Here is a 15,962-nt window from a genome sequence, read left to right as displayed (position 1 = left end):
ATTCCAAAAAGCCAATCCACAACTGGAGACACATGAGCACCCCAAGCAACCGGCCCGCGCCCTCCTCGTCCCCCTCCTCCCCCGCGCGCCGCCGCCAGACCATCGTGGCCACCACCATCGGCAACGGGCTGGAGTTCTTCGACTTCACCGTCTACGGTTTCCTGGCGCTCGTGATCGGCAAGCTGTTCTTCCCGACCTTCAGTTCCTACGGCCAGCTGCTGCTGACGGTGGCCAGCTTCGGCGTGGGCTTCATCATGCGGCCGCTGGGCGGCATCGTGATCGGCGCGTACGCAGACCGCGCGGGCCGCAAGAAAGCCATGACGCTCACCATCTTCCTGATGGCGCTGGGCTGTGCGCTCATTGCCTTCACGCCCACCTACGCGTCGATCGGCGTGGCGGCGCCCATCGTCATCGTGCTGGCGCGGCTCATCCAGGGCTTCTCGGCCGGCGGCGAAGTGGGCGCATCGACCACGCTGCTGGTGGAGCACGCCACGCCGGCCAACCGCGGCTACATGGCAAGCTGGCAGTTCGCCAGCCAGGGCCTGGGCGTGATGCTCGGCGCCATCGTGGTGGGCCTCTTGACCTTCACGCTGCCGGCCGAATCGATGCAGAACTGGGGCTGGCGCATTCCCTTCGTCATCGGCATGCTGATCGCGCCCGTGGGCATGTACATCCGCCGCCACCTGGAGGAATCGCTGCACATCTCGCCCCAGGAGGCCGCCGCGCCGCGCGAGAGCAGCCTGAAGATCGTCTGCACGCAGCACGGCAGGACGGTGCTGGCGGCCATCCTGTCGCTGGTCGGCGGCACCACGGCCGCGTATGTCGTGACCTTCTACATGCCGACCTACGCCGTGCGCGAGCTGGGCTTCACGCCATCGGTGGCGCTCTTCGGCGCCGCGCTCACCGGGCTGATCTCCTTCGCCTTCGCACCCTTCGTCGGCAAGCTGTCGGACGTGGTGGGCCGCAAGACGCTGATCGTCTGGAGCCGCGTCGCGCTGGCGCTGCTGATCTACCCCGGCTTCCTGTGGCTCAACGCCTCGCCCACGCCCACGGTGCTTTTCGTGGTGCTCGGCGTGTTCAGCTTTGGGCTGGTCGTGCAGACGGTGCCGGGCATCACGATGCTGCCGGAGATGTTCCCGAAGGCGGTGCGCGCCAGCGGCATGTCGCTGGTGTACAGCGTGGGCGTGGCGCTCTTCGGCGGCTTCGCGCCCTTCATCAGCACCTGGCTGCTTAACGCCACGGGCAGCAAGCTCGCGCCAGCGTGGTACCTGGTGGCGATGACCGTGGTCTCGCTGCTGGGCCTGCTCTGGCTGCGCGACCATACGGGCCGCGACATCGACGCCGCCGGCGCCCACGCGAACGCCTGACGGCCTTCCTCAACATTCCAAGCACGCCAAGCACAGGAGTACCCACCTCATGCAAGCACAACCCACTGCCGCCACGCGGTTCTTCTCGGGCACGTACGTCGAGGCCCGCGCCAAGTTCCTGGAAGCCGCGGCGCAGCGCGGCGCCGCCGTCGAGTCCTTCGTGATGGAAGCGCACAGGGGCGCGCTCGGCGAAGAGCTGGCCACCGACGTCGCGCTGGTCGGCGCCATCGACGCGAAGAAGGTGCTGCTGGTGAGCTCCGGCACGCACGGCCCCGAAGGCTTCTGCGGCTCGGGCACGCAGATCGCCACGCTCAACGATGCGGACCTGCTCTCGCGGCTGGAGCAGGCCGGCGTCTCGCTGCTGCTGGTGCACGCGATCAATCCGCACGGCTTCTCGCACCTGCACCGCACGAACGAAGACAACATCGACCTGAACCGCAACCACATCGACTTCAATGCGCCGCTTCCGGTGAACGCCGAGTACGCCGAGGTCGAACCCCTGGTGCTGCCCGCCACCTGGCCGCCGACGTCCGCAGACGAGGCGGCCGTGGCCGCATACGTGGCGAAGCACGGCATGCGCGCCTTCCGCGCCGCCGTGACGCGCGGCCAGTACACCTCGCCCGACGGCCTGTTCTACGGCGGCACCGCGCCTTCGTGGAGCAACGGGACCATCCGCAATATCCTGCGCAAGTACGCCGCCTCGGCCACGCACCTGGGCTGGATCGACGTGCACACTGGCCTGGGCCCCTACGGCCACGGAGAGAAGATCTACCCCGGCCGCAACACGCCCGAAGACCTGGCGCGCGCGCACGCCTGGTGGGGCGCCGACGTGTTCGCGCCCTTCGCAGGCGACTCGGCCTCGGCCGACGTGTCGGGCCCGGTGATCTCCACCGCGTACGACGAATGCCCGAACGCGAAGATCGCGCCCATGGGTCTCGAGTTCGGCACCCTGCCCGACGGCGAAGTGCTGACCCGCCTGCGCGCCGACACCTGGCTGCGCCGCCACCCCGAGGCCCCCGAAGCACAGAAGCGCGAGATCCGCACGCGGCTGCGCGACGCCTTCTACTGCGACAACGACGAGTGGAAGGGAATGATCCTGGGGCAGACCCGCGTGGTGCTGCTGCAGACGCTGCAGGGCCTGAAAGCGGGCTGACCCCTCAGTCTTCGCGCACTTCGCGTCGATTCGCCACCCCCTTTCAGGGGGCGACACCTGCGGCCCGGCAAAGCCGGTTCCGCGGTGTCTCGCGAAAAATCAAAACCTCAGCTGAAGTCCGGCGCGCGCTTCTCGCGCAGTGATGCGACGCCCTCGCGCACGTCGGCGCCCGCGAAGCCCATGAATTCGAGTGCCAGCGATGCATCGAAGGTCGGCCCGGCCTGGCGCAGCCAGTTGTTCAACGCGTACTTGGTGAAGCGGATGGCGCTCTGGCTGCCGGCTGCGAGGCGGTCGGCCACCTCGTAGGCGCGCGCCAGCAGGTCGGCCTCTTCCACCGCGAGCGACACGAGGCCGATGCGCTCGGCCTCCTCGCCGCTCACCGGCTCGCACAGCAGCAGGTGGTACTTGGCCTTGGCCATGCCGCACAAAAGCGGCCAGACGATGGCCGCGTGGTCGCCCGCCGCCACGCCCAGGCGGGTGTGGCCGTCGACGATCTTCGCGTTCTTCGCGGCAATGGAGATGTCGGCCAGCAGCCCCGCCACCAGGCCCGCGCCCACCGCAGGGCCGTGCATGGCGCTCACGATGGGCTTGTCGCAGTTGACGATGTTGTAGACGAGGTCGCGCGCCTCGCGCCACACGCGCTGGCGCACCGCGTCGTCGGTGGTCATGTCCTGCACCATGGCCAGGTCGCCGCCGCCCGAGAAGCCCAGCCCCTCGCCCCGCAGCACCGCGCAGCGCACGCTGTCGTCGGCCGACACGTCGCGCCAGATCTCGGCGAGTTCGCGATGCCCGTCATGGCCCGCCGTGGGCAGCTTGCCGTTGGCCGCCAGCATCCGGATGTCGAGCACCGCGCCGTTCGCCCCACGGCGCTCGATGGCGAGGGTCCTGTAGCGGGCGGCGTAGTCCATGGCGAGTGTCTCTTCCGGTTGTTCGCTTATTTTTTCGCGGCCACTTCGCGGCAGCGCTGCACGTTCGCGTCGAAGCGCGAGGCCAGGCCCGGCTCGCACTCGTCGGACGGCGTGAGCCTGCACATGCCGACCACAGCGTAGTCCATCACCGCCGCCGTGCACATCGGGTATGCAGCGAGCTCGGGATTGGCCTTGCTCTTGAAGCCCCAGCGCTCCGAGAACTCCAGCGTGCGGACCATCGCGCCGTGGAAGAAGCTGCGGTCCTTGGCGGCGATGGCTGCCTCCATGCGGGGCAGCTCCTCGTTCAGGTAGCCGACCGAGTCGAGCGGAAAGCCCGACGGATCCTGCTGTGCGGTGGCGAAGGATGCGGCGAGCACGAGGGGCAAGGCCGCGAGAGCGCGCAGAACGGGGGAAGTCGCGCGGCGTTGGAAAGTGCGGTGAAGGTGCATGGCCCCGAATTCTGCAACGTTTTGAAGCATTTCCGAACCCGCCGCGATGCGCAGGCACCACGCCGCCCGGCTTTGCTAGCGGCCCTTCTTCTGCTTGTCGAACTTACGCCAGTACTGGAACTCGTCCTCGTGTACCTCGAGGTCGATCTCCGAAACGCGCGCCTGCAGCCGCTCCTGCACCTCGGCCACCGCCCGGTTGTAGACCAGCGGCCCGATCTCCTCGAGGAAGAAGCCCAGCAGCGCGCCGGCCGCGACGTTGCCGATGGGCTCCTCCATGTTCTCGCGGAAATAGCGCTCGATGGAGGTGATGGCCTGCTGGCGGGCTTCTTTCGGGATCTCGATGGTCATGGGTCTTCTGTCCTCGGGAGGTTCGGGCCGTCGATTGTGCAGGGCACCGGCCCCGCCCTTCGCTACCATGCGCGCTCACAACAACACCGGAGACGCACACCATGAAGTTCCGCCCTGCCACCCTCGCGGCGCTCGCGGCCCTGGCCGCCCTCGTCGGCTGCACGAACCTCACCCCCACCGTGCCGCAGCGCCAGCTGATGCTGGTGGCCAACGACGAAAAGCAGTCGTGGAACGACGCCGGCGCGGTGATCCTCGGGCCAATGGGGCGCGACACGGTGCAGGTGCTGGACATCGGCACCGATCCGCTCGCTCCCAAGGTGCTCGGCACGCTGCAGCTGGACAACACCATCGCCGGCCCGCCGACCAACCTCGCGATCACGCCCGGCGAGACGCTGGCGCTGGTTGCCAACTCGCTCAACGTGGTCGAGGAGAACGGCGCGCGCAAGCAGGTGCCGGACAACCGGCTCTTCGTGATCGACCTGACCACCACGCCGCCCAAGCTGCTCGACACCCTTCAGGTGGGCAGGCAGCCCTCGGGCCTGTCGATCAACCGCGCAGGCGACCTCGCGCTGGTGGCCAACCGCGCCGACAACTCGGTGAGCGTGCTGCGCATCTCGGGCAAGAAGGTGACGCTGGTCGACACGGTGGCCATGGGCGACTCGGTGGCGCACGTGCGCTTCACGCCCGACGGCAAGCGCGCGCTGGCGGCCAAGTTTCCGAGCCACAAGATCGCGCTGCTCGACGTGAACGGCGAGAAGGTCAGCTACAACAAGGTCGATCTCGCCGCCGGCCTGTGGCCCTACAACGTCGACGTGACGCCCGACGGCAAGCTCGCGCTGACCGCCGACAACGGCAACTCGGGCGCCTCCGACGGACAGGTCGACACGGTCAGCGTGATCGACCTGGAAGCCGCGCCGCCGCGCGTGATCGACAAGGTGGTGGTCGGCGACGGCCCCGAGGGCCTGGCCGTGAGCCCGACCGGCCGGCATGCGGTGGCCGTGATCCTGCGCGGCAGCAACGCGGCGAAGAACGCCTACTTCTACAACCGCAACGGCTCGGTGGTGCTGCTGAAGATCGACGGCAAGAAGGTCACGCGCGCCAACGAGGTGGTGGTGCGCGGGCTGCCCGAGGGCGCGGTGTGGAGCGCCGATGGCCGGTATCTGTACGTGGGCAACTTCATCGACCAGGACATCACCATCCTGCGGCTCGATGGAGACACGCTGGTGCCCACGGGCCAGTCGTTCCAGCTTCAGGGCCATCCGGCCGCGATGCGCGGGAAAATGACGCACTGACAGACCAGCCTCCCCCGAAAGAACGAAGACCCATGGCCCAGCCCAAACGACCTCTCCGCACGCTCGAACGCGGCATCCTCTGCCTAGTGATCGGCGCTGCCGTCCTGCTGGGGCCGCGCTTCCTGCAGGGCACGCGCTGGTTCGAGATGGTGGCGGGGGCCTATCTGGTGGGCTGGTTCGCGGTGGTGCTGGGGGTGGTGCTGATTGTGGTCGAGCTGTTGAAGCTGGGCAGGAAGCGTCAGTAGGGCCCGTTGAGGCGGCGGCACCCGCCGCCTGGTCGGTCCACTGCAGAAAAATCCTGAGGCATTCATGGCACTCACCCGCGACAACTGGCCTGGCCGACCGGCCATTCAGGCCTCGCTGACTGCACAGTTCACGCTGCCGCCTCTGCCCCCGCCGATCCAGGAGTGGTTCGCCTGGTGCCGCAGTGTGGAGGCGCAGTCCCTGGTGTTGGACGAGACGGGTTGGCGCGACGGCTGGCGCGGCGAGCTCACGGGCTCGGGCGCTTTCGATGAGCCTGGCCTGATGGCGCAAATGGAGGGCTACCGTTTCATCCTGGACCAGGCAGCCAGCACGCCGGAACATCTGGTGTGGCGCGACGCCGTGGCCAAGGGCCAATGGCAGCCGCATTGGGTGGTTCTGCACACCGCGGACGGCGATCCGTTGATCGGCGACATCAGCAAGCCCGAAGTACCCGTCCTCTGGGACTGGCATGGAAGCGGACGCTGGTCGCCGCAGCCGTTGTTCCCGAATCTTCGAATGCTGATGGAGCGCATCGAGGTCGATGTGCCGGCTCTACCGGACGGCGTTGCGTCAACGGTCCTCTTCTACACGGTGCATCTGACGGATCTGGGCACTCAGCCCTTGCAGGTGCTGACCGCGCTCAAGGAGCTTTCGAACTACAGGCACCTGGCGGGCGCAGCCCTGTTGAAGCTCAAGCATCAGCTGCCGTTGGAGTTGTTGGCCGACAACCCAAGCGTCGCGGCGAAGGACTACCTGGTCCAGCGCTTCGAGGCGCTTGGCGCCCGGGTGACGGTCGTCGAACGGGGCCTGTGAAGAGTCGGTCAGCCGGGCAGCCGGGCCGTATCAAGCCTTCTTGCCGCGCATCTTGCCGATCAGTTCCACGACCACCAGCACGATCGCACCGGCCACGAGGCCCACGCCCGCATTCACGCCCATCGAGCCCAGCGTGCCGAACACGCCGCCCGTGGCCTTGGCCCAGTCTTCGACCGCGTGGCCCAGCGCCGGCACGCCGTGCACGAGGATGCCGCCGCCCACGAGGAACATCGCGGCCGTACCGGCCACCGACAGCGCCTTCATGAGCCACGGCGCCGCGGCCAGGATGCCGCGGCCCAGGGCTTGCGCTCCCGCGCTCGCGCGCTGGCTCAGGTAGAGGCCGGCGTCGTCGAGCTTCACGATGCCGGCCACGAGGCCGTAGACGCCGATGGTCATGATGAGCGCGATGCCCACCAGCACGGTCAGCTGCGTGGTGAAGGGCTGGCCCTGCACGGTGCCCAGCGTGATGGCGATGATCTCGGCCGAGAGGATGAAGTCGGTGCGCACCGCGCCCTTGATCTTGTCCTTCTCCATCGCAACCACGTCGACCGAGGCATCGGCCATGGCCTTCTCGTGGCGTTGCGTGTCGGTGTCGTGTTCTTCCTTGTGCAGGAACTTGTGTGCCAGCTTCTCGGCGCCTTCGAAGCAGAGGAATGCACCGCCGATCATCAGCAGCGGCGTCACCAGCCAGGGCAGCCAGGTGCCGATGGCCAGCGCGGCCGGCACGAGGATGGCCTTGTTGACGAAGGAGCCCTTGCACACGGCCCACACCACCGGGATCTCGCGCTCGGCCTTGACGCCGGTGACCTGCTGCGCGTTGAGCGCGAGGTCGTCGCCCAGGACGCCGGCCGTCTTCTTGGCGGCTACCTTGGTGAGGACCGATACGTCGTCGAGAACGGTGGCGATGTCGTCGAGCAGCAGAAGCAGGCTGGAGGCCATGGGCAGGATTCGGGCTGAAAAGAAAGCGGCGAGCTTATCCGCAGCCGGGTTGCGCCCCGGCAATACCCGTACGCCGGCGCCGCCCTGGCCCTCAGAGCGCGCTCAGAGCGCGCTCAGCGCAATGGCCAGCATGGCCGCCAGCGAGGCGCCGAAGAGCGCCAGGCCCACGCGGCGGCGGCGATGCGTGAGCATCCACAGCGCCACGCCCGAGATCGACAGGAAGATCAGGCTGCCTGCCAGCGTGTCGACCAGCAGGATCCACGGCAGCGGCATGGCACCGCCCTTGTGCATGTTGGTGAGCGTGGCCACGATGCCGTTGTGCGTGGTGGTGACGCCCACCGAGCGGTTGCCCTGCCAGTACTCGGCCTGGACGATCTCGCTGGGACCGCCGAAGCTGAAGATCCAGTGCGCCGGCTGCGTGAGCGCGGGCGCGTTCTTGTCGCTCTTGTCGGCCCATGCGACGGGCTTGGCGGGCTCGATGCGGCTGGAATTGGGCGGGCCGCTCATGCGCAGCGCCTCCTGCAGCCAGCGGCTCATGGCCTCGGGCGTTTCCGGCGCCGGATCGGGCAGCGAAAGCTGGGCGCGCGTACGTTCCTGGGCCTGCGGCAGCTTCATCACGTTGCGGTGGTTGAGCCAGATGCCGCTGAAGCCGAACAGCAGCCCCAGCACCGCGCCCCAGAGGCCGAACCAGCCGTGGGTGCGGCGAATCCACTGCACGGCGGCCGTGCGGCGCTGGTGCGAACGCACGCGCGCGGCGTGGCCCAGGGTGTTGCTGCCGGCGGCGTCCATGTCAGGCCACGGCGCGCTTCAGCCGGATCTCTTCGACGCGCACGGTGCCGAAGGCGGTGGTCTTGGCGGTCTTCATCTCGCGCTTGAAGCCCGCGAGTTCGTGGAAACGCATGGCGCGTTCGTTGCGGATGGGCACCCAGATGGTGACCGTGGTGCAGCCCTCTTCCTCCAGGCCTTCGCGCGCGGCGTCCCAGAGGGCCACGCCCGCGCCCTTGCCCCAGTGCTCGGGCTTGACGTAGATGGCCCAGATCTCGCCGGTGGTGGGCGGCGTCTTGGGGTCGCGCGAGCGGTCGAAACCGACGAAGCCGATGATCTCGCTGCCCGACACGGCCACCCACACCTGCGGCTCGCTGTATTCGATGGCCTCGCGCCACTTGGCTTCGCGGCTGGCCGGGGCCAGGGCGCGCAGCTCTTCCTCGGGCAGGATGCCCTCGTAGGCGGCCTTGACGGCGAGAGCGTGGATTTCTGCGACGGCCTTGGCGTCGCGCAGGGTCGCGGGGCGAACTTCGTAATCTGACATGAATGCGGGAAATCGAATGGAACCGCATATTGTCGCCGCACCGCTAAACTGCACGCCGCATTGCCGCAACAACCGGAGAAATCGACATGGCCAAGGGTCAGCAACGCAGCAACAAGGAAGCGAAGAAACCGAAGAAGGACAGCTCGCCGCCCAAGCCCGTGAACACCGGTGGCGGCTTCGAGCCGGTCCGTACGGTCACGACCGAGGTCATTCCCCGCGGCAAGCTCAAGAACAAGTGATGAGCGAAGCGCCAGCGCCCGCCCCCAGGCCCCAGCCGCGCAACCCGCTGCACGGGGTCACCCTGGAGGCCATCGTGACGGCGCTGGCCGATTACTACGGATGGGAGCACCTGAGCGAGCTCGTTCCCATCCGCTGCTTCACGCTCGACCCGAGCGTGAGCTCCAGCCTCAAGTTTCTGCGCAAGACGCCATGGGCGCGCGAGAAAGTCGAGAGCCTTTACCTCTTCATGCTGCGCGAGCAACGCCGCGAGCAGCAACAACAGCAGCAACAGCCATGAAGGTCCGGATCGAGCCTTCGGGCCTCGACTTCGAGACCGACGCCGAAACCACCCTTTTGAAGGCCGCCGAGGCCGCCGGCATCGAACTGCCGAGCTCGTGCCGCAATGGCACCTGCCGCACCTGCATCTGCCTGCGGCTCGCGGGCGAAACCCGCCACATCATCGAATGGCCCGGCCTGAGCGCCGAGGAAAAGGCCGAGGGCTGGATCCTGCCCTGCGTGGCGCAGGCGCTCGGCGACATCACGCTCGAAGTGCCGGGCGCACGCGCCCTGTTTGCAGACTAGGCGCTCGGCGGCCTGACCGAAGGCGCCGCCACCACCAGCCGGTCGCGGTGCGCCAGCGAGGGGAATATCCTGAACCAGCTCAGCGCGACCAGCATCGTGCCCACGCCGCCCACCACCACCGAGCCGACCGGCCCGAGCAGCGCCGCCGTGGCCCCCGATTCGAACTCGCCGAGCTGGTTGCTCGCGCCGATGAAGATCGAGTTGACCGCGCTCACCCGTCCGCGCATGGCATCGGGCGTTTCCAGCTGCACCAGCGTCTGGCGGATCACCACGTTGACCATGTCGGCGCCGCCGGAGACCGCAAGCGCAATCAGCGAGACGATGAAGCTCTTCGAGATGCCGAACACCACCATGCACAGCCCGAAGAGCCCGACGGCCAGCAACAGCGTGCGCCCCACGTTGCGCTCCACCGGCCTGCGCGTGAGCGCGATCGACATCACCAGCGCGCCCACGGCCGGCGCGCTGCGCAGCAGGCCGAGCCCCCAGGGGCCGGTGTGCAGGATGTCCTTGGCATAGATCGGCAGCAGCGCCACCGCGCCGCCCAGCAGCACGGCGAACAGGTCGAGCGAGACGGCGCCGAGCACGGGCTTGCGCTTCCAGATGAAATCGACGCCCGCGAACACCGTGGCCAGCGTGACGGGCTCGCGCGCGGCCGGCGTGTAGGCGTAGCGCAGCCGCAGCACCAGCGCGCAGGCGATGGCGAAGAAGACCACGCTGGCGCCATACACCACCGCCATGCCCGCCACGAACAGCAGGCCGCCCAGGGCCGGCCCGCCGATGATCGCGCCCTGCATGCCCGCCGAGCTGAAGGCCATCGCGCGCGACAGCATCGAAGGCGGCACCAGCAGCGGCGTCAGCGCCTGCTGCGCCGGCATCTGGAATGCCCGCACCGCGCCCAGCACCAGCGACAGGCCCAGCAGCAGGCCGCGCGTGTCGTGCTTCTCGAGCACCGCCAGCAGCAGCACCAACGCCACCAGCCCCTGCACGGCGAAGCAGGCCGCCACGATGCGCCCGCGATGGTGGCGGTCGACGACGTGGCCGGCCAGCAGCGCCAGCACCAGCGCGGGCACGAACTGGTAGAGGCCGACCAGCCCCAGGTCCCAGGCGCTTCCGGTGAGTTCGTACATGTGCCAGCCGATGGCCACCAGCAGCATCTGCGAGGCGGCGGTGCCGAACAGGCGCGCAGTCCACATCTGCATGAACGGGCGTTCGCGCGTCAGGTCGGAGAAGCTGGGGGGAGAAATCGCCGCAGCCGGCAATGGGGCTTGGGCGTCGGGGGAGGAGGAAGCAGAGACTGGGGCGGGGCCGGACATTCGCCCGAGGATAGCCGAGGCCGGATGAGCGGGGCGTGAGGGCCAGCAAGCGGCGGCCGGGGCCTGTCTACACTCGGCGGCTCCCATGACCGCCCCGCCGCCGCTGCAACCCGTTCACGAAGACGCCCACCTGCTGGTGCTCGACAAGCCCGCCGGCCTGCTCTGCGTGCCCGGCCGTGGCGAGGACAAGCAGGACTGCCTGAGCGCGCGCGCCACGCGGCAGTGGCCCGACGCGCTCATCGTGCACCGCCTCGACATGGCCACCAGCGGACTGGTGGTGATGGCGCGGGGCATCGAGATGCAGCGCGCGCTGAGCGCCGAATTCGCCGAACGCAGGGTGCACAAGCGCTACGAAGCCGTCGTCGACGGCGAAATGCCGCTGCGGGAGGATTGGTCGGCGATCGACGCGCCCCTGATGGCCGACTGGCCGCGCCGCCCCCTGCAGAAGATCGACCCTGCCGGCAAGCCCAGCGTCACGCGATGGAAGGCGCTTTCAGTGCTGCCGGGAGAGCCCGCCGCCACGCACGTGCTGCTGGAGCCTCTGACGGGCCGCTCACATCAACTGCGGGTGCACCTGCTGTCGATCGGCCATCCGATCCTGGGCGATGCGCTGTACGGCGATGCCGCGCTGCAGGCACGAGCGCCGCGGCTGATGCTGCATGCGAGCGAGCTGGGGTTCGTGCATCCGGCGACGGGCGAAGTGCTTCGCTTCGAGCGGCCCTCCGGGTTCGCCTGAGGCTCCGCCCGTTCGTTCCTAGATTGCGCTACAGACGCCGCGGTTTGCGTTGTTGCCGTCGTTGCCGCTGCCGCTCAGCCGCCCTTGACGACCAGCACCGGCATGTTCGCGTCCTGCAGCACGCGCTGCGTCACGCTGCCCAGCAGCAGTTTCTCGATGCCGCTGCGGCCGTGGGAGCCCATCACGATCAGGTCCGCCGCGATGGCGATGGCCGTGTCGACGATGCCTTCGTGCACCACGTGGCCGTCGATCACGCGCTGGTCGCTGTGAAGGCCCTCGGCCGCGAGCGCCGCCACGCCGCGCGCCAGTGCGGCATTGGCACTGGCAGTGGCCGCCGCGAGGTATTCGTTCTGGCCGAGCGCGTAGTCCGCGCCCACGCCGATGAAGGGGTAGTTGTCGATCACGTGGATCAGCGTGATGCGGCTACCGAAGGCCAGCGCGAGGCCGCTGGCCTTGCTGACGGCGAGCATGGAAGTTTCGGAGCCGTCGATCGGAACCAGGATGTGATTGAACATGGCGGGACCTCGCTTTCGTTCGCAGACAGACTCGGCCCATACCGGACCGGGGCCCCGAATTTAACCGCTGTTGCTCGGCGCGGGCTGTAGGACTCGTACCAGCAAGGGCAAGCCCCCGTATTGCAGGGCGTCAATCCCCCTGGAAACCCTCTGCCCGGCAGGTGATCACCAGCGTGTCGCGCCAGCCTTCGCCGCCCTCTTCGAGCGGCTGGATCGGCGTCGACTCGTGGATCACGCGCGCGTCGTCGAGCAGCAGCAGCGTCCACGGCTCGGTCATCGTGAAGCGCTCGCCGCGACGCCCGTTGGCTTCGAACACGCGCGTCTCGCCGCCCTTGATGCCGTGCCGCCCCACGAGCGCCACCGCCACCAGATCCACGCCATCGCGGTGCGCCCCCTCGGGCGTGGGGCGGCCGATGCCGCCGGCGGTGTCGATGCGGAACTGGTGCGCTTCCACGTACCAGCGCTGCGCCGAGCCGCGCATCTCGCTGCTGGCCCTGCCGAGCTGCTGCAGCAGCCGCTGCCACACGGGCTGTGCAACGGTGCCCTCGAGCATCGGCGCGAACCAGCGCTGCATGCCGCCGTGCAGCGCGTTGTATTCGACCGGCTGCCAGTGCGCGCGATGCGGCACCTGCGCCAGCGAGGCCTGCGCGTCGGCCTCGACCGTGAAGCAGGCATGGCGCCGCGTACGGTAGCGGCCGCCGTCCTTCAGGTAGTCGTCGGGCGGAAGGCCATTCCAGTCGGCGTGCAGTGCCTCGAGCTGCGAGATCGGAACGCCGAGCCATTCGCTGACGCCCTGCGGGCTCAGCACGGCATAGCCCTGGTCGCGCAGCGCGGCGGGCAGCTCGGCCGGGGCGATGAACGGAGGAGCGAAGGCGGCGGTGGTCACTGGGCGCTGACCTTCACGTCCTTCCAGAACGCGACGCGGTCGCGGATCTCTTCGGCTTCGGGCTTCGGATCGGCGTAGTACCAGGCGGCATCGGTGTTGAGCTCGCCGTTGACCAGGAGCGAGTAGTAGCTCGCGGTGCCCTTCCAGGGGCAGGTGGATCTGTGGTTGCTGAAGGTGACGAAGTCGCGGTTGAGCGAGCTCATCGGGAAGTAATGGTTGCCTTCGACGAGGACGGTGTCGTCGCTTTCGGCGATGGTTACGCCGTTCCAGGTTGCTTTCATGGTGCTTGGGGTCTCCGGGGGCGGCCGGGTGCCGCTTTCGAAGGATATTGTGCCGCTGCTGCGGGGTTGGGCTTCCTTGGCTTCTATCTACCCTGTAGAGGGTTTGGATTCTGGAGCCGGGGGCCGGCTTCACTTTCGTTGGCCTTGCCTCGGTGGGACGCTGTTGGGTGATTGCTTCCCGAGGCCGGGTCTCGGCCCCGGGAAGCAAACCCCTCACAAGGCTAAGCAGCCAGCCAATGAACGCTGAAGAGCCTCTCCGGATCAGTCCAAACCGCCCCAGGCCGAAACCCAGCCCTCACAGCCAGCCCCCGAAGCCCTTCCACAGTGAACTTGTGCGAGTACTCCGTATGAATAGTCTCCCCTTCGGCAAACCCGAACACTTGCCCGTTCAGGCAAACGCTCTGATCCCGCCGGCTCACAAGGTGCATCTCGATCCTCTGCCGAGGCGCGTTATAGAACGCCGCATGCGAGAACCCATCGAGATCGAAGTCGGCATCCAGTTCGGCATTCGCACGCCGCAACAGATTGAGGTTGAACTCCGCAGTCACCCCCTGTGCATCGTTGTACGCAGCATGCAGCCGCGCCGGATCCTTCACCAGATCGACCCCGATCAGCAACCCGCCCCCGCGCAGCATCCGCGCAGCCAGCTGCAGGAAGGCCAGCGCCTCGTCAGGTTCGAAGTTCCCGATGGTCGAGCCCGGAAAGAACCCCACACGGCGACCGGAGCCAGCCATCGGCGCGGGCAGCACCAAGGGCATCGTGTAGTCCGCAGCGATGGGCTGCACCACCAGCTCCGGATAGTCCGCCTTCAGCCGCGCGGCCGCCGCCTCCAGGTGCTCACCTGAAATGTCGATGGGCAGGTAGCGCCTGGGCGTTTCCAGTGCATCGAGAAGCAGCCGCACCTTGGTGAGCGACCCCGCGCCGAACTCGACGATCTCCGCGTTCGGCCCGATCTGCCCGGCGATCTCGCCGGCGCACTCGCCGAGGATGCGCAACTCGGTGCGCGTCGGGTAGTACTCGGGCAGCTCGCAGATGCGGTCGAACAGCTGCGAGCCGGCCACGTCGTAGAAGAATTTCGGCGAGACGCTGCGCGGCGAGCGCGCGAGCCCCGCCTGCATCTCGCGGCCGAACTCCGACAGAGGCGGCGTCGCAGCCGCCGCTTGCGAGGGCGACGCTGCCGGCTTCTGCCGTGCCGTCGCGGGCACGAAGGACGACAGCGAGGACGAGGAAATTGGATTGCGCATGATCAGAGGTCTTTCGCGAGCCGCAGCCCCGTGAACTGCCAGCGCGCCGCCGGCGGGAAGAAGTTGCGATAGCTGGGCCGCGCATGCCCGGCTGGCGTGGCGACGCTGCTGCCGCGCAGCACCAGTTGCCCCACCATGAACTTTCCGTTGTATTCGGCCGCGATGCCCGCCAGCGGCCTGAAGCCCGGGTACGGGTCGTACGACGACCGCGTCCATTGCCAGACGTGCCCCGTCATCTGCGAGATGCCCGGCGCGTCGCATGCGGCTTCCCATTCGAACTCGGTCGGCAGCCGCGCGCCGGCCCATTCGGCGTATGCGGCGGCCTCGTAGAAGCTGAGCTGCGACACGGGTGCATCCGCCTCCATCGGCCGCACGCCGTGCAGGCCGAACACATGCCAGCCGCCGGCGCTCTGCGGCGACGAAGACCCGGCGAAGCGCAGCCTCGGATCGTCCTGCGCCAGCCAGCAGGCCGGATGCCGCCAGCCGTTGGCCTGCACCGCGGCCCAGCCGTCGGACAGCCACAGCTCGGGCCGCTGGTAGCCGCCGTCCGCGATGAACTGGGCGTAGTCGCCGCAGTTCACGAGGCGATCGGCAATCGCGTAGGGCTGCAGCAGCGCGCGGTGGCGCGGCGTCTCGTTGTCGAAGGAAAAGCCCGTGCCGTCGTGCCCCACCTCGACCATGCCGCCGGGCTGCTCGATCCAGCGCATCGCGGGCGGCACGGCGGCAAGCCGCAGGGCGGGCCCGCCTGCCGGCTTGTAGGCGGGCAGCATGGGGTTGCACGAGAACGCATGCAGGATGTCGGTGAGCAGCAGCTCCTGGTGCTGCTGCTCGTGGTTCAGGCCCAGCGTGACGATGGGCTCGATCACGGTCCAGTCGAAGCCGCCGTCCTCGAGCAGCGCCACCACCGCCTCGTCCACATGGCGGCGGTATTCGTGCACCTCCTCCAGAGAGGGCCGCGTGAGCAGGCCGCGCTGCGGGCGCGGATGGCGCGGGCCGAGCGCCTCGTAGTACGAGTTGAAGAGGTAGAGGAAGCGCGCGTCGAAAGGCTGGTAGCCGCCGGCATGCGGCTGCAGCAGCACGCTTTCGAAGAACCAGGTGGTGTGCGCGAGGTGCCACTTGGTGGGGCTCGCGTCGGGCATGGACTGGATGCACTGGTCTTCGGCGGAAAGCGGGGCGGCAAGCGCCAGGCTCGTGGCGCGCACTTCGCGGAACCTGTCGCGCAGCGCGCCCGCCGCCTGAGTGATCGGCCGGGAAAGCGTCATGGAATCTCCAGTCGGGTCAGCCGCAAGTTGTAGCCCATCCGGGTCGCGGCGGCGCGTAGGACAAAACGCCGCAGGCCTGCCGCCGCGACTTCGGCAAAGAGCG

Annotated in this window: 21 protein-coding genes; 9 read left to right on the top strand and 12 right to left on the bottom strand. The window is 68.5% G+C overall.

The annotated features are described in order from the left end of the window. The first annotated feature begins 32 nt into the window (after window positions 1-32). Both ACHMXA_RS13635 and ACHMXA_RS13630 read left to right on the top strand, forming a co-directional pair. Window positions 33-1,367 carry an MFS transporter gene (locus ACHMXA_RS13635; RefSeq protein ID WP_176664876.1) on the top strand — a complete coding sequence of 445 codons (1,335 nt, stop codon included), beginning with the start codon at window positions 33-35 and terminating at the stop codon, window positions 1,365-1,367. A 49-nt stretch (window positions 1,368-1,416) separates the two neighbouring features. Continuing rightward, complete coding sequence (locus tag ACHMXA_RS13630; protein WP_176664875.1) at window positions 1,417-2,520, top strand: M14 family metallopeptidase; 1,104 nt, start codon at window positions 1,417-1,419, stop codon at window positions 2,518-2,520. A 107-nt stretch (window positions 2,521-2,627) separates the two neighbouring features. On the opposite strand, the gene ACHMXA_RS13625 is transcribed toward ACHMXA_RS13630, so the two are convergent. The 3 genes from ACHMXA_RS13625 to ACHMXA_RS13615 form a co-directional block, all read right to left on the bottom strand. After that, complete coding sequence (locus ACHMXA_RS13625; protein ID WP_176664874.1) at window positions 2,628-3,428, bottom strand: enoyl-CoA hydratase/isomerase family protein; 801 nt, start codon at window positions 3,426-3,428, stop codon at window positions 2,628-2,630. Between the two features lie 26 nt (window positions 3,429-3,454). After that, on the bottom strand, window positions 3,455-3,805 hold the full coding sequence (locus ACHMXA_RS13620) for a hypothetical protein (RefSeq protein ID WP_371132168.1): 351 nt from the start codon (window positions 3,803-3,805) through the stop codon (window positions 3,455-3,457). 147 nt (window positions 3,806-3,952) lie between these two features. After that, complete coding sequence (locus ACHMXA_RS13615; protein WP_126024178.1) at window positions 3,953-4,225, bottom strand: DUF2164 domain-containing protein; 273 nt, start codon at window positions 4,223-4,225, stop codon at window positions 3,953-3,955. Window positions 4,226-4,326: 101 nt separating this feature from the next. Here ACHMXA_RS13615 and ACHMXA_RS13610 point away from each other — a divergent pair, with 101 nt between their 5' ends. From ACHMXA_RS13610 to ACHMXA_RS13600, 3 genes are all read left to right on the top strand, one after another. Next, window positions 4,327-5,517: a YncE family protein gene (locus tag ACHMXA_RS13610; RefSeq protein ID WP_176664872.1), complete on the top strand. Its 1,191-nt coding sequence runs from the start codon at window positions 4,327-4,329 to the stop codon at window positions 5,515-5,517. A gap of 32 nt (window positions 5,518-5,549) precedes the next feature. Beyond that, the gene (locus ACHMXA_RS13605) at window positions 5,550-5,762 is read left to right on the top strand and encodes a hypothetical protein (protein ID WP_176664871.1); all 213 of its coding nucleotides are present in this window, start codon (window positions 5,550-5,552) and stop codon (window positions 5,760-5,762) included. A gap of 64 nt (window positions 5,763-5,826) precedes the next feature. Beyond that, entirely contained in the window at window positions 5,827-6,573 is a 747-nt protein-coding gene (locus ACHMXA_RS13600) for a hypothetical protein (RefSeq protein ID WP_176664870.1), read from the top strand. Between the two features lie 30 nt (window positions 6,574-6,603). Here ACHMXA_RS13600 and ACHMXA_RS13595 read toward each other — a convergent pair whose 3' ends face one another. The 3 genes from ACHMXA_RS13595 to ACHMXA_RS13585 all read right to left on the bottom strand — a co-directional run bounded on the left by ACHMXA_RS13595 (window position 6,604) and on the right by ACHMXA_RS13585 (window position 8,821). Beyond that, window positions 6,604-7,512: a DUF808 domain-containing protein gene (locus ACHMXA_RS13595; RefSeq protein WP_176664869.1), complete on the bottom strand. Its 909-nt coding sequence runs from the start codon at window positions 7,510-7,512 to the stop codon at window positions 6,604-6,606. Between the two features lie 102 nt (window positions 7,513-7,614). Beyond that, window positions 7,615-8,301, bottom strand: a complete 687-nt coding sequence (locus ACHMXA_RS13590; RefSeq protein ID WP_176664868.1) for a PepSY-associated TM helix domain-containing protein — start codon at window positions 8,299-8,301, stop codon at window positions 7,615-7,617. Window position 8,302: 1 nt separating this feature from the next. Further along, on the bottom strand, window positions 8,303-8,821 hold the full coding sequence (locus tag ACHMXA_RS13585) for a GNAT family N-acetyltransferase (protein ID WP_176664867.1): 519 nt from the start codon (window positions 8,819-8,821) through the stop codon (window positions 8,303-8,305). 86 nt (window positions 8,822-8,907) lie between these two features. Between ACHMXA_RS13585 and ACHMXA_RS13580 the strand changes: the two genes are divergently transcribed. From ACHMXA_RS13580 to ACHMXA_RS13570, 3 genes are read left to right on the top strand one after another with little or no spacing between them, the layout of a single operon-like run. After that, window positions 8,908-9,060, top strand: a complete 153-nt coding sequence (locus ACHMXA_RS13580) for a hypothetical protein (RefSeq protein WP_176664866.1) — start codon at window positions 8,908-8,910, stop codon at window positions 9,058-9,060. Continuing rightward, a complete protein-coding gene (locus tag ACHMXA_RS13575; RefSeq protein ID WP_176664865.1) occupies window positions 9,060-9,338 on the top strand; it encodes a VF530 family DNA-binding protein in 279 nt (92 codons plus the stop codon). The genes ACHMXA_RS13580 and ACHMXA_RS13575 overlap by 1 nt, the downstream gene beginning before the upstream one ends. Further along, a complete protein-coding gene (locus tag ACHMXA_RS13570) occupies window positions 9,335-9,622 on the top strand; it encodes a 2Fe-2S iron-sulfur cluster-binding protein (protein WP_176664864.1) in 288 nt (95 codons plus the stop codon). The genes ACHMXA_RS13575 and ACHMXA_RS13570 overlap by 4 nt, the downstream gene beginning before the upstream one ends. Here ACHMXA_RS13570 and ACHMXA_RS13565 read toward each other — a convergent pair. Then, entirely contained in the window at window positions 9,619-10,821 is a 1,203-nt protein-coding gene (locus ACHMXA_RS13565) for an MFS transporter (RefSeq protein WP_371132167.1), read from the bottom strand. The genes ACHMXA_RS13570 and ACHMXA_RS13565 overlap by 4 nt on opposite strands. Before the next feature lie 199 nt (window positions 10,822-11,020). Here ACHMXA_RS13565 and ACHMXA_RS13560 point away from each other — a divergent pair, with 199 nt between their 5' ends. Then, window positions 11,021-11,671: an RluA family pseudouridine synthase gene (locus ACHMXA_RS13560; protein WP_176664862.1), complete on the top strand. Its 651-nt coding sequence runs from the start codon at window positions 11,021-11,023 to the stop codon at window positions 11,669-11,671. Between the two features lie 74 nt (window positions 11,672-11,745). On the opposite strand, the gene ACHMXA_RS13555 is transcribed toward ACHMXA_RS13560, so the two are convergent. The 5 genes from ACHMXA_RS13555 to egtB all read right to left on the bottom strand — a co-directional run bounded on the left by ACHMXA_RS13555 (window position 11,746) and on the right by egtB (window position 15,859). After that, entirely contained in the window at window positions 11,746-12,186 is a 441-nt protein-coding gene (locus tag ACHMXA_RS13555; RefSeq protein ID WP_007833935.1) for a universal stress protein, read from the bottom strand. A gap of 130 nt (window positions 12,187-12,316) precedes the next feature. Continuing rightward, the gene (locus tag ACHMXA_RS13550) at window positions 12,317-13,072 is read right to left on the bottom strand and encodes a 2OG-Fe dioxygenase family protein (protein WP_176664861.1); all 756 of its coding nucleotides are present in this window, start codon (window positions 13,070-13,072) and stop codon (window positions 12,317-12,319) included. Further along, window positions 13,069-13,353 carry a DUF427 domain-containing protein gene (locus ACHMXA_RS13545; protein WP_176664860.1) on the bottom strand — a complete coding sequence of 95 codons (285 nt, stop codon included), beginning with the start codon at window positions 13,351-13,353 and terminating at the stop codon, window positions 13,069-13,071. Before ACHMXA_RS13545 ends, ACHMXA_RS13550 begins: the two co-directional genes overlap by 4 nt. A 221-nt stretch (window positions 13,354-13,574) precedes the next feature. Then, complete coding sequence (gene egtD, locus ACHMXA_RS13540; RefSeq protein ID WP_176664859.1) at window positions 13,575-14,597, bottom strand: L-histidine N(alpha)-methyltransferase; 1,023 nt, start codon at window positions 14,595-14,597, stop codon at window positions 13,575-13,577. Between the two features lie 2 nt (window positions 14,598-14,599). Then, window positions 14,600-15,859 (bottom strand): ergothioneine biosynthesis protein EgtB, encoded by a 1,260-nt coding sequence (gene egtB / locus ACHMXA_RS13535; protein WP_176664858.1) that lies wholly within the window; start codon window positions 15,857-15,859, stop codon window positions 14,600-14,602. Between the last annotated feature and the right edge of the window lie 103 nt (window positions 15,860-15,962).

This window comes from Variovorax sp. UC74_104, assembly GCF_044055375.1.
In the GTDB taxonomy this organism is placed as follows: domain Bacteria; phylum Pseudomonadota; class Gammaproteobacteria; order Burkholderiales; family Burkholderiaceae_C; genus Variovorax.
This window is presented reverse-complemented; position numbering and strand designations above follow the sequence as displayed.